The organism is Bacillus sp. CH140a_4T (assembly GCF_008923725.1).
Classification (GTDB): Bacteria; Bacillota; Bacilli; order Bacillales; family Bacillaceae_G; genus Bacillus_A.
The window spans coordinates 963,421-975,371 of record NZ_WBPF01000013.1 but is presented as its reverse complement, the minus strand read 5'-3'; the positions used below and the strand labels follow the sequence as shown (position 1 = coordinate 975,371).

Sequence of the window (11,951 nt, the reverse complement as noted above, 5' to 3'; positions counted from 1 at the left end):
TTAAGAAAAATTGTCCATTCCAGCAATCCACTGAGTAAGTTGTTCTTGATTATTGGAAATGTGGTTGTCCAAATTAGAGGAAGATTTACCCGATTGACTATAAGAATATACATCGTTTAGCATTGCTTTAGCATCACTACTTATACTATCGTTTGCGAGTAACGATTGAATGAGACGCTCTAATTGCTCGCATTCAGAAACTGTCCCGCAACAATCACTTTGGTGATTGACTAAAATATCTTTCAGCACTTCTAATTGATGTTGTTGATTAATTGGCATGAACGGATCATCCTTTCGATTGTTTTTCTCTTCAAATGTAAGAGAAAAAGCTGTTTCGTCATGGAATGTTTAATGCTGTATGTAGTTTTTATCAAAATGGTACATCTTATACTTGAAATAAACGGACCGAGTGCTCGTACGTACTTGGTTTTTTGTTTGGTAGATTGATTAAAACAGAAAGAAGGAATTATTCCTTTAAAATAGCTATGTAAAGAGAGGGAGACATCTATGCGTTTAAGACATAAACCGTATGCAATGGATCGAATTAATGAGTATTCACATATCGTAATCGGAAACCCAGAGGAGCGCGCTGGTAACTGGAAAGAAGTATTTGGAAATGAACAACCAATTCATATTGAAGTAGGTACAGGTCGTGGCCGCTTTATGTATGATATGGCAAAAGCAAATCCACATATTAATTATATTGGAATTGAAAAATTCACAAGTGTTGTTGTAGATGCACTTGATAAATTAATTGAAGAAGAAGTACCGAACTTAAAGTTAATTAATAAAGATGCTGAAGATTTAACAGTTTTCTTTGCCAAAGGTGAGATTGATCGCGTTTATTTAAACTTCTCAGATCCATGGCCAAAGAAACGTCATACGAAGCGTCGTTTAACGTATAAAACGTTTTTACGCAATTATGAAGAAGTGTTAGTAGAAGGCGGAGAAATTCATTTCAAAACAGATAACCAAGGTTTATTTGAATACTCTCTAATGAGTATGGCTGAGTACGGTATGTTATTAACTTACCTGAGCCTAGATCTTCATAATAGTGATTATGAAGGAAACATTATGACAGAATACGAAGAGAAATTCTCTAGTAAAGGTCACCGTATTTACCGAGTGGAAGCAAAATATCGCACAGAGCCTATGCAGTAATGCATAGGTTTTTTGTACCTAAAATAATCAGAATTTTATGTTAGTATTGAAAGGAAAGGGGGATGAAAAATGGAACAGTTACAAATTGGAGATATAAAAGTGACGTGGCTAAAAGGCGGGAACACACATTTAGACGGGGGAGCGATGTTTGGTGTCGTGCCGAAAGTACTTTGGTCACGTAAATATAAACATAATGATACAAATCATATTTATTTACGAACAGATCCGTTACTTTTGCAAACGAAAGACGGTAATATGCTCATTGATTCCGGAATAGGAAACGGTAAATTGAATGAGAAGATGAAGCGGAATCAAGGTGTAACTGAAGAATCAACAGTTTATGAATCATTAGAAAAACTAGGATTAAAGCCTGAAGATATTCAGTACGTCTTAATGACACACCTACATTTTGATCATGCATCTGGTTTAACGAAATGGGAAGGTGATCAACTTGTACCATCGTTTCCGAATGCGAAAGTTTACGTAAGCGAAACAGAATGGAATGAAATGAGGAACCCAAATATTAGATCACGTAATACATACTGGAAGGAAAATTGGGAGCCGATTGTAGATCAAGTTGTTACGTTTCAGCAAGAAATAGAAATTACAGATGAAGTAAAAATGGCGCATACGGGCGGTCATAGTGATGGACATGCAGTTATTGCTTTAGAAAGCAAAGGTGAAACGATGCTTCATTTAGCAGATCTCTTGCCGACGCACGCACATCAAAATGTACTATGGGTAATGGCCTACGATGACTATCCAATGACATCGATTGAAAATAAACAAAAGTGGATGAAGTACGGTGCTGAAAACAATGCTTGGTTCACGTTTTATCATGACGCGTATTACCGTGCAGTAAAGTGGAATGAAGAAGGGCAGATTGTAGAAAAAATAGAACGGAAAACGAGTATAGAAGCATAAAGTGAGACTTTAATCAGTGGGGGTTTTCTTCATCCCCCACTGATTATTAGCCCTCACCAATCGGACTTTTATGGGCAGTTGATCCCCCACCTAACTTCTTTGCTTTCGCTAAATTTTGAGGTGGGGGTCTTACTGCCCATTAAAGCGGGATAAAAAGAGGAGGTTGTTCCGGAAGTCTGTTGGGGCAGTCTCCTTTTTGTTTTCGTTTTTTGGCGGTAAGTCGATATATTCGGTAAATCGTCGATATAATTTCAATTACTATCCACGATAAAAAAATAAGAGGTTCACCTAATGGGAACCTTCCTTTTTATGCTGCTATAACCTCTAAAACAGTACCTGTTTTAGCATCAACTAAAAATTCAAATCGTTCTTGTATATCATCTAACATCGTTGTAAGACCGCCGCGATAAACTTCGTATGCGACATCATATTTTTCAAATGTCTCTGGAACCATATGTACCCAAGAGCCAGTAATTTCACCTTTATGACTTAATGCTTGTTTCACCATTTTCAATGCTTTTTCTGAAGAAATATGGGATTGTTCTTGTACTTTGTTTGCAACGAGATAACCAGCTGCAAATCCAACGCCAAGACCTGCTACTAAACCTTTCCAGCTCATATATTCACCTCAATTCTGTAAAATAAAAATAGTGTACCAATAATAATTATAAAGCAAATACAGCTAAAAAAGAAGAAACTAGAAACATTTCGAAAATTTCGTTACAATAAAAGAGGTATTCTACTAAGGTTTGAAAGAAGGGGACTTCGTGAATAAAGAGACATTACAATTATTTCGTACGTTAACAGAATTACAAGGTGCATCAGGTTTCGAACATGATGTACGCCGTTTTATGAAGCAAGAATTAAGCAAATATGCGGATGAAATTGTGCAAGACGGTTTAGGTAGCGTATTTGGTCTGAAAAAAGGGGACGAAACTGGCCCACGTGTTCTTGTAGCAGGTCATATGGATGAAGTAGGGTTCATGGTTACGCAAATTACGAAAAACGGGATGCTTCGTTTTCAAACGTTAGGCGGCTGGTGGAGCCAAGTACTATTAGCACAGCGTGTACAAGTTATGACGAAGAATGGCCCTGTTATTGGGGTTGTTGGTTCTATTCCTCCTCATTTATTAAGTGACGCGCAACGTGCAAAACCGATGGATATAAAAAATATGTTAATTGATATAGGTGCAGATAGCTATGAAGATGCGATTGAGATTGGTGTAAAACCAGGACAACAAATCGTGCCAATTTGTCCGTTTACGCCGATGGCAAACGAAAAGAAAATTATGGCGAAAGCTTGGGACAACCGTTACGGATGTGGCCTTGTAATCGAATTGTTAAAAGAATTAAAAGACGAAACATTACCAAACACATTATACTCTGGTGCGACTGTACAAGAAGAAGTTGGTCTTCGCGGTGCACAAACTGCTGCAAATATGATTCAACCAGACATTTTCTATGCGCTTGATGCAAGCCCAGCGAACGATGCATCTGGTGATAAAACACAGTTCGGTCAATTAGGAAAAGGTGCTCTTCTTCGTATTTACGACCGTACGATGGTAACGCATAGAGGAATGCGCGAATTCATTTTAGATACAGCAGAAACACACAACATTCCGTACCAATACTTTATTTCACAAGGTGGTACAGATGCGGGCCGTGTACATACAAGTAACTCAGGTATCCCATCAGCAGTAATTGGTGTTTGTGCGCGTTACATTCATACACATGCTTCTATTTTGCATGTTGATGATTATGCGGCAGCAAAAGAACTCATTACGAAGCTTGTAAGAGCAACGGATAAAACGACGTTAGAAACAATTAAGAATAACGCGTAGAGAGGAAGAAGGGCTGAAGAGCCTTTCTTTTTTTAGGTGGGAGAGATGCCCTAGCGATGTATGGTGGCCGTGCTCCCATGTATAAAGAGTAATTTGATTAAGGTAAGATGATGAATGTATATAGAGGTGAACGAAATGAAAGTAGTAGTTGGATCGAAGAATAAAACGAAAGTTGGTGCTGTGGAGAAGGTTTGGAGCGATGCTACAATTACATCTCTGTCTGTTCCTTCAGGGGTAGCGAGCCAGCCGTTTACAGATGAAGAGACGATGCAAGGAGCGGTTAATAGAGCGAAGCGAGCGCTGCAAGAAGGAGAAGCTCAAATTGGTATTGGGCTAGAGGGCGGCGTAATGAAAATGGAGCACGGTTTATTTATGTGTAACTGGGGCGCGCTAGCAACAAGTGACGGTAAAACATTCGTTGCCGGCGGTGCACGTATTAAGTTACCAGATGATTTTTTAGCACCTCTTGAAGATGGCAAAGAGTTAAGTGAAGTGATGGAAGAGTTTGTGCAGAGAAAAGATATTCGTAGCCACGAAGGTGCTATCGGTATTTTTACAGATGATTATGTCGACCGTACGGAATTATTTGTACACGTTGTTAAGTTACTTGTTGGGCAATATAAGTATGACGAAAAGCAAGCATAAACCTTGCACCGTGCGCGATGTATGGTAGTATAAAAGAAAGATTATAACATGAAAAAATGCACTCGTTAGAGGAGGAAATATAGATGAAATCATTAGAAAGCATGGAGCAATTCCAACAATTGAAAAATGAAGAGAATGTAGTCTTTATGTTCTCAGCAGAATGGTGCCCAGACTGCCGTTTTGTAGATCCATTTATGCCAGAAGTAGAAGAGAAATATAGTGATTTCTCATTTTACTATGTAGATCGTGATGAGTTTATTGATCTATGCATAAAATTAGACGTATTTGGCATTCCGAGCTTTGTAGCGTACAATAAAGGTGAAGAAACAGGTCGCTATGTAAACAAAGATCGTAAAACACAAGAACAAATCGAAGAGTTCATTGAAGGTTTAAAATAAGGCAATTTGCCAATTGAATTGTAAAACAACCTCTACCTTCGCGGGGGAGGTTGTTTTTTTGGAAGGGAGGAAAAAGAGATGAAGATGACAAGTAAAAAGATGAAAGACGAGTTAATGAAGAAATTATCTCGCCCAGAATGGGACTTTCAGTATGATAGCGAGAAAGAAGTTCTACGTATAGAACAGAAAGACTCGAAAAAAGGTATTAACGTATCGCTTCCAGGAGTTGTAGCAAAATGGGAAGTGAATAAAGAAAAGGCGATTGAAGAGGTTGCCTATTACGTACAAGAAGCGTTAATTGCGATGCATAGAGAAGAAAATAGCGCGGCGAAAATTCTACCTGTTATTCGCTCTACTTCTTTCCCGAAACAAGCAGAAGAAGGAAATCCGTTTATTATGACGGATCATACGGCAGAAACACGTATTTACTATGCGCTAGATTCGAATAAAACATATCGACTAATTGATGAGCGTCTATTACAGAAATTAGAACTTACAGAGCAGCAAGTGCGTGAAATGGCATTATTTAACGCTCGCTCACTAGGTTATGAATTTAAACAAGAAACCGTAGCAGGGAATACATTCTACTTTTTAAACACAAATGATGGGTATGATGCGACGCGTATTTTAAACGAATCGTTACTACAATCGATGCGTGAAAAGATTTCTGGTGACATGGTTGTTGCTGTTCCTCACCAAGATGTATTAATTATTGCTGATATCGTCAACGAAATCGGTTATGATATTATTGCACAAATGACAATGAAATTTTTTGCCGAAGGGCATGTTCCGATTACATCACTTTCATTCGTATATGAAGATGGGGACTTTGAACCAATCTTTATTTTAGCGAAGAATCGGAAGAAGACAGATGGAAAAGAGAAAGGATGAACGAAGTGAACGTTTTTTACAACCTTGAAGGAATTGGTGACACTCTAATTGTTGCCTTACAAGATATTACTTTAGAGAACCGTACTTTTGATCGCAAAGGAGATGTTGCACGCGTATATGACCGTGAAAGCAACGAAACAGCAGGATTCAACATCTTTAATGCATCTTCTTACTTAGAAGTAAAAGAAACAGGTAACCTTACATTAACGAAAGAACTTGTAGAAAAAATCAATGAAATTTTAGCGAAGAACGGCTTTGAAGAAAAAGTAGAAGCAGATCTTTCTCCAAAATTTGTTGTAGGCTATGTAGCTGAAAAAGAGAAGCATCCAAATGCTGATAAGTTAAACATTTGTAAGGTAGAAATCGGTACAGAAACATTACAAATCGTATGTGGCGCACCGAACGTTGATGCAGGACAAAAAGTTGTCGTTGCAAAAATCGGCGCTGTAATGCCAAGCGGTATGCTAATTAAACCAGCTGAACTTCGCGGAGTTCCTTCTTCTGGAATGATTTGCTCAGCACGTGAGTTAGAGCTTCCAGATGCTCCGCAAGAAAAAGGTATTCTTGTATTAGAAGATAGCTTTGAAGTTGGACAAGAGTTCAAATTTTAATTGATGTAAGGAAAGAGAGGTTGTCCTTTTGGGCAGCCTCTCTTTTCTTTATTTTCACTTTTCGCCGGGGAATCTATATTTTCTATTGAATCGTTGATATATTACGAGTTGTGACAGATATATTCAAAAAATTGTTCATATTATAAGGATGTCACCATTTTTCACAAAATCTATATTGTATTTTATAAACAATCTAGTTAAAATTTAGAAAAAAAGAAGGGGATAGACGTATGAAACAACAACTAAAAATCGCAGAACTTCTGAAACGAATTGAAACTTCAAAACAGCAAGATATCGAGTTAGGTTCTTATGAAATATATTTGTTTAGTGAAAATGAATTAGAAAAAGGACAAATCGGTTATCGATATGATAAACATAAAAATTCATTAATAAGTGAAGAACATGGAAAATGGAAAGAGGAATGGATTGTTATCGGATATGAAACAGATATGGGGGATCCGATTTTCGTAAATGTGGCCGATGATGCGTATTTAGTTTATACGGCAGAGCGTGGTACAGAGACGTGGCAACCTGTTCACATTGGAAATATGGATGAGATTATAAAACAATTATAAGAAAAACTTTGAGACCGGTGCAAAGTGATGGGAGAAAAATATGAAGTATATAAAAATAATGAGCATGATTGCATTCATTGGAATATATATGGGAGGCTGTTCGCAAGAAGAGCCAAAACAAGAAGTAACATCTTCTATGCAGGAAGCAAACAAAGATAACAAGGAAGACGCACCGGTAGAAAAGCAGCAAGAAGAACAAGAAAAGAAAGAAGAACCGCAAGCAGTTCAAACGAATGAGCAAGTGGAGCAGAAGCAGGAAGAAGTGCTGGCCGAAGAAAAGAAAGAGGAAGCTACGCCAGTACAGCCAGCAGAGCAACCACTGCAAAATAATGAACCAAAAGTAGAGAATAATGAAAAACAAGGAAAGTTTCTCATTGTTATTGATCCGGGCCATCAACACAAAGCGAATTTAAATTTAGAGCCGATTGGGCCAGGAGCGACGACGCAAAAATATAAAGTGACAGATGGTACAACTGGTGTTGTGACGAAAAAAAGAGAGGCTGTTCTTGTATTGGAAATGGCTTTCGTATTAAAAGAAAAGTTAGAAGCAAAGGGAATGCAAGTATTAATGACAAGAACGTCACAAGATGTGGATATAAGTAATAAAGAACGTGCGATATTGGCGAATGATCATAAGGCGGATGTATTTTTACGTCTTCATGCAGATGGTTCTGAAAATCCGAATCAAAGTGGATTTGCTGTATTGACACCGGCCGAAGGAAGTCCGTATACGAAAGAGATTTATGCGGAAAGCCTTCAAATCTCTCAAACGATAGTAAATAAAATGAGAGAGAATCAGCAAGTGAAAGTAAATGGAATTAAATTTAGGGATGACCTTTCTGGATTTAATTGGTCCAAAGTACCTGGCGTACTATTAGAACTTGGATTTATGTCAAATCCTGAAGAAGATAAAAAATTATCTGACCCGCAGTATGTAAATTCTTTATTGCAAAGTGTAACGGATAGTGTAGATGAATATCGGAAGAGTAAAGATTAAACGCAGTCTTACATGTAAGGGTGCGTTTTTCTATATGAAAACACTCGTAAATTAGAATATTATGGATAAATATGACATGCTTAATTTTACCTGCACTTTTTGCCGAATGCTGATACAATAAAGGATGTTACTATTTAGTAGAAAGAGTGGTAAGCATGTTAGATTGGATGAAAAAGCTGTTTAACAAAGAGGAAGAACAAACAGCGATAAATAAAGAAGTACCAAAGCAAATTGAAAGTCAGCCGAAAATTCCTCGTGTAAACCACTATACTGAAGCAAGAGAAGCACAAATGGCAAGTAGGAATGCAGGTAAATGCCGTTTTCCATTAGTACCGGATAATGGGTTCGATGAGGATGATGTAAAAGAATTACCTCACTTTGAAGAACAACCTGTTCAAAGGGAAGTATATGAAGAGCAACCTATTCAAAGAGGAATCAAAGTGGAAAGAAGTAGACGACAGTATGTGGAGAAGGTAGTTTCTACATATGAAGAGCCGGAAGTACAATATGAACCGGAACGAGAGCCAGTCGTAAAAAAGGCATCTGCACCTTCGCAAGAAAGTAACCGTAGACCATTTCGTCCAACAGAAATGATTTCGCCAATTTATGGATATAATCGTCCTTCTGTAGAGAAAAAGGTAGAAAAGCAGGAGGAAGAAAAGGAAAGAGAAGACCTTGAAATATCTGTAGAGGGCAAATCAGTCGTTGATGCATGGTTAGAGAAAAAAGGATATACATTATCTGATTTCTCAGAAGGACAAGCAACGAATTCTTCCAGTCATGAAGGAGTTGATCAGCGAGATCAACAAAATAAAAAGGAAGAAAAGTCAGTTGTCGATCAATGGCTAGAGAAAAACGGTTATGAAATTGAACGCCAAGAGCCTATAGTAGAAGAAAAAGAAGTGGTTCAAGAAATTAGTGCACCGCAGGAAGTTCCAGCGGCTGAATTACTTCATCAAACAATTGTTGAGCGTATGGAAGATGCGAAGCAAGAAAGTGATGTAGTGGCCAAAAACATTCTACAAACAGAATTAGTAGATTCTAAAGTAGAGCACGAGGATACAATATTATCAGAAGAAATTAAACGTAATACAGAAATAGAACAACCTACTATTGAAGTAGAAAAGCAAGCTCCAGAAGAATCAGTGATTGTCAAAGCAGAAGAAAAACTTGAAGAAACAATCATCGTGGAAATACCAGAAGAAGTGGAAGTAATTGCAGAAACAGAAGAGTCAGAAGAAGTGGAAGTAATTGCAGAAATAGAAGAGTCAGAAGAAGTGGAAGTAATTGCAGAAATAGAAGAGTCAGAAGAAGTGGAAGTAATTGCAGGAGCAGAAGCACCAGAAGAAGTGGAAGTAATTGCAGAAACAGAAGAGTCAGAAGAAGTGGAAGTAATTGCAGAAATAGAAGAGTCAGAAGAAGTGAAAGTAATTGCGGAAACAGAAGAGTCAGAAGAAGTGGAAGTAATTGCGGAAACAGAAGAGTCAGAAGAAGTGGAAGTAATTGCAGAAGCAGAAGAGTCAGAAGAAGTGGAAGTAATTACAGAAGCAAAAGAAGCGGAACCTGTAGCACTTGAGGAAACGCAGCAAGAAATGTTGTTAAATAAAGCAATTGAACAAAAGAATGAATTCATACATGTTGCTGAGGCTGATGAACAAACGAAAAAAGATGTTCAAAGCTTTGCAAATGTTTTAATTGCAGAAGAACAACAAGCTGTAGAAGAAGCATCGATTGAAGAAGAATCGATTGAAGAAGAACAACAAGTTGTAGAAGAAGCACCGATTGAAGAAGAACAACGAGTTGTAGAAGAAGCACCGATTGCAGAAGAACAACCAATTGTACAAAAAGAAGAACCAAAACGTGAGAAGAAGCGTCACGTACCATTTAATGTTGTTATGTTGAAACAAGACAGAACGCGATTAATGGAAAGACATGCGGCTAGAGCGAATGCAATGCAATCTTCTATGAGCGAACGAGTAGAGAATAAGCCTATACAACAAGTAGAAGAAACATTAGTGCAACAAGAAGTAGTGGAACCGAAAATGGAAGAAACACCAGTGCAACAAGTGGTGGTAGAATCACGAGTGGAAGAACAACCAGTGCAACAAGTGGCAGTAGAACCACAAGTGGAAGAGAAACCAATGCAGCAAGTGGTGGTAGAATCGCGAGTGGAAGAACAACGAGTGCAACAAGTGGCAGTAGAACCACAAGTGGAAGAGAAACCAATGCAGCAAGTGGTGGTAGAATCACGAGTGGAAGAACAACCAGTGCAACAAGTGGCAGTAGAACCACAAGTGGAAGAACGTCCAGTGCAGCAAGTAGTGGTAGAGCAAGTACAAAAGTCACTTTCAAGTAAGGAAGTACAAGAGAAAGCATATGTTGTAAATCAAAGAGAGAACGATATGCGAAATGTATTGCAAACACCACCGACATATGCAATTCCGCCATTAACATTGTTATCAATTCCGCAGCAAGCGGCGTTGGATAATACGGAGTGGTTGGATGAACAGAAAGAATTATTAGATACAACGTTTAATAATTTCCATGTTGGTGCACATGTTATTAATGTGTCACAAGGTCCGGCGGTAACTCGTTTTGAAGTACAGCCAGACCCAGGTGTGAAAGTAAATAAAATTACAAACTTAAGCGATGATATTAAGCTGAGTTTAGCAGCGAAAGATATTCGTATTGAAGCGCCAATTCCAGGGAAGAGTGCGATTGGAATTGAAGTTCCGAATAAGGAAAGTAAGCCAGTATTTCTTCGTGAAATTTTAAGAAGTCCTGTGTTTACAAAGAGTGAATCACCGCTTACTGTTGCGCTTGGACTTGATATTTCAGGTGATCCAATCGTAACGGATATTCGAAAAATGCCACACGGACTTATTGCGGGTGCGACTGGTTCTGGTAAAAGTGTGTGTATTAACGCAATTTTAACGAGCATTTTATATAAAGCGAAACCGCATGAAGTGAAGTTAATGTTAATCGATCCAAAGATGGTTGAGCTTGCACCATACAATTCTGTTCCACATCTTGTAGCACCTGTTATTACGGATGTAAAAGCAGCAACAGCGGCTTTAAAGTGGGCAGTCGAAGAGATGGAACGCCGTTATGAATTGTTTGCGCACGCTGGTGCTCGTGATTTAACCCGTTACAATACGATTGTAAGTGGGCGAGAAATTCCGGGAGAGACATTACCTTATATCGTTATTGTCATTGATGAGTTAGCCGACTTAATGATGGTAGCACCTGGTGATGTTGAGGAAGCGATTTGTCGTATTGCACAAAAAGCACGTGCGTGTGGTATTCATTTATTAGTAGCGACGCAGCGTCCATCTGTAGATGTTATTACAGGTTTAATTAAGTCAAACATTCCAACGCGTATTGCGTTTACTGTATCATCTCAAGTTGATTCGCGTACGATTATTGATATTGGAGGCGCGGAGAAATTACTTGGCCGTGGTGATATGCTATTTTTAGGAAACGGTACGTCTAAACCAGTTCGTGTACAAGGTGTATATGTATCGGATGATGAGATTGAAAAGACAGTTGATCATGTGAGAAAGCAAATGAAGCCGAATTACTTATTTAAGCAAGAGGATTTATTAGCGAAAACAGAACAGGCTGAGTCCGAAGACGAATTGTTCTTTGATGCATGTCAATTTGTTGTAGAACAAGGGGGAGCGTCCACATCTTCTGTACAGCGAAAATTCCGCATCGGTTATAATCGCGCGGCACGTCTCATTGAAGAGATGGAATCGCAAGGGATTATTTCTGAAGGAAGAGGAACGAAACCGAGAGACGTCCTTATTTCTGAGGATGAATTCGCTGCTATGCAGGAAACAAATGTATAGTAAACGGTTTTGCTGTATACTAATAGAAAATGTTGGATAGTAAAGTAGGGAGTAAAG

Annotated in this window: 12 protein-coding genes; 10 read left to right on the top strand and 2 right to left on the bottom strand. The window is 38.4% G+C overall.

The window, feature by feature from the left end; all coding sequences use genetic code 11:
• On the bottom strand, positions 1-279 hold the full coding sequence (locus tag F8162_RS13865) for a YtzH-like family protein (protein WP_001122236.1): 279 nt from the start codon (positions 277-279) through the stop codon (positions 1-3).
• A 228-nt stretch (positions 280-507) separates the two neighbouring features.
• Here F8162_RS13865 and trmB point away from each other — a divergent pair, with 228 nt between their 5' ends.
• Together trmB and F8162_RS13855 are read left to right on the top strand one after the other, a co-directional pair.
• Positions 508-1,161 carry a tRNA (guanosine(46)-N7)-methyltransferase TrmB gene (trmB, locus tag F8162_RS13860; RefSeq protein WP_063262108.1) on the top strand — a complete coding sequence of 218 codons (654 nt, stop codon included), beginning with the start codon at positions 508-510 and terminating at the stop codon, positions 1,159-1,161.
• A gap of 69 nt (positions 1,162-1,230) precedes the next feature.
• On the top strand, positions 1,231-2,085 hold the full coding sequence (locus F8162_RS13855; protein ID WP_151633797.1) for a YtnP family quorum-quenching lactonase: 855 nt from the start codon (positions 1,231-1,233) through the stop codon (positions 2,083-2,085).
• Between the two features lie 307 nt (positions 2,086-2,392).
• Here the strand turns inward: F8162_RS13855 and F8162_RS13850 are convergent, their stop codons facing one another.
• Complete coding sequence (locus F8162_RS13850; RefSeq protein ID WP_000118541.1) at positions 2,393-2,704, bottom strand: PepSY domain-containing protein; 312 nt, start codon at positions 2,702-2,704, stop codon at positions 2,393-2,395.
• Between the two features lie 148 nt (positions 2,705-2,852).
• Here F8162_RS13850 and F8162_RS13845 point away from each other — a divergent pair, with 148 nt between their 5' ends.
• The 8 genes from F8162_RS13845 (at position 2,853) to F8162_RS13810 (ending at position 11,894) form a co-directional block, all read left to right on the top strand.
• On the top strand, positions 2,853-3,926 hold the full coding sequence (locus F8162_RS13845; RefSeq protein WP_151633795.1) for a M42 family metallopeptidase: 1,074 nt from the start codon (positions 2,853-2,855) through the stop codon (positions 3,924-3,926).
• 135 nt (positions 3,927-4,061) lie between these two features.
• Positions 4,062-4,571 carry a DUF84 family protein gene (locus F8162_RS13840; protein ID WP_151633793.1) on the top strand — a complete coding sequence of 170 codons (510 nt, stop codon included), beginning with the start codon at positions 4,062-4,064 and terminating at the stop codon, positions 4,569-4,571.
• An 83-nt stretch (positions 4,572-4,654) separates the two neighbouring features.
• Positions 4,655-4,969: a thioredoxin family protein gene (locus tag F8162_RS13835; RefSeq protein ID WP_046958699.1), complete on the top strand. Its 315-nt coding sequence runs from the start codon at positions 4,655-4,657 to the stop codon at positions 4,967-4,969.
• Between the two features lie 78 nt (positions 4,970-5,047).
• A complete protein-coding gene (locus F8162_RS13830; RefSeq protein ID WP_151633791.1) occupies positions 5,048-5,860 on the top strand; it encodes a DUF1444 domain-containing protein in 813 nt (270 codons plus the stop codon).
• A complete protein-coding gene (gene ytpR / locus F8162_RS13825) occupies positions 5,857-6,471 on the top strand; it encodes a YtpR family tRNA-binding protein (RefSeq protein WP_151633789.1) in 615 nt (204 codons plus the stop codon). The genes F8162_RS13830 and ytpR overlap by 4 nt, the downstream gene beginning before the upstream one ends.
• Positions 6,472-6,701: 230 nt before the next feature.
• Positions 6,702-7,046 carry a thiamine transporter gene (locus F8162_RS13820; protein WP_151633787.1) on the top strand — a complete coding sequence of 115 codons (345 nt, stop codon included), beginning with the start codon at positions 6,702-6,704 and terminating at the stop codon, positions 7,044-7,046.
• Positions 7,047-7,086: 40 nt separating this feature from the next.
• The gene (locus F8162_RS13815) at positions 7,087-8,043 is read left to right on the top strand and encodes an N-acetylmuramoyl-L-alanine amidase (RefSeq protein WP_151633785.1); all 957 of its coding nucleotides are present in this window, start codon (positions 7,087-7,089) and stop codon (positions 8,041-8,043) included.
• 155 nt (positions 8,044-8,198) lie between these two features.
• Positions 8,199-11,894 carry a DNA translocase FtsK gene (locus F8162_RS13810; protein ID WP_151869335.1) on the top strand — a complete coding sequence of 1,232 codons (3,696 nt, stop codon included), beginning with the start codon at positions 8,199-8,201 and terminating at the stop codon, positions 11,892-11,894.
• Positions 11,895-11,951 lie beyond the last annotated feature (57 nt).

Excerpts from the sequence above, each read along its gene's own strand:
- F8162_RS13830 (WP_151633791.1), top strand. The coding sequence starts at position 5,048 with ATGAAGATGACAAGTAAAAAGATGAAAGACGAGTTAATGAAGAAATTA.
- ytpR (WP_151633789.1), top strand. The coding sequence starts at position 5,857 with ATGAACGAAGTGAACGTTTTTTACAACCTTGAAGGAATTGGTGACACT.
- F8162_RS13865 (WP_001122236.1), bottom strand. The coding sequence starts at position 279 with ATGCCAATTAATCAACAACATCAATTAGAAGTGCTGAAAGATATTTTA.
- F8162_RS13835 (WP_046958699.1), top strand. The coding sequence starts at position 4,655 with ATGAAATCATTAGAAAGCATGGAGCAATTCCAACAATTGAAAAATGAA.
- F8162_RS13850 (WP_000118541.1), bottom strand. The coding sequence starts at position 2,704 with ATGAGCTGGAAAGGTTTAGTAGCAGGTCTTGGCGTTGGATTTGCAGCT.
- F8162_RS13815 (WP_151633785.1), top strand. The coding sequence starts at position 7,087 with ATGAAGTATATAAAAATAATGAGCATGATTGCATTCATTGGAATATAT.
- trmB (WP_063262108.1), top strand. The coding sequence starts at position 508 with ATGCGTTTAAGACATAAACCGTATGCAATGGATCGAATTAATGAGTAT.
- F8162_RS13810 (WP_151869335.1), top strand. The coding sequence starts at position 8,199 with ATGTTAGATTGGATGAAAAAGCTGTTTAACAAAGAGGAAGAACAAACA.
- F8162_RS13855 (WP_151633797.1), top strand. The coding sequence starts at position 1,231 with ATGGAACAGTTACAAATTGGAGATATAAAAGTGACGTGGCTAAAAGGC.
- F8162_RS13820 (WP_151633787.1), top strand. The coding sequence starts at position 6,702 with ATGAAACAACAACTAAAAATCGCAGAACTTCTGAAACGAATTGAAACT.
- F8162_RS13840 (WP_151633793.1), top strand. The coding sequence starts at position 4,062 with ATGAAAGTAGTAGTTGGATCGAAGAATAAAACGAAAGTTGGTGCTGTG.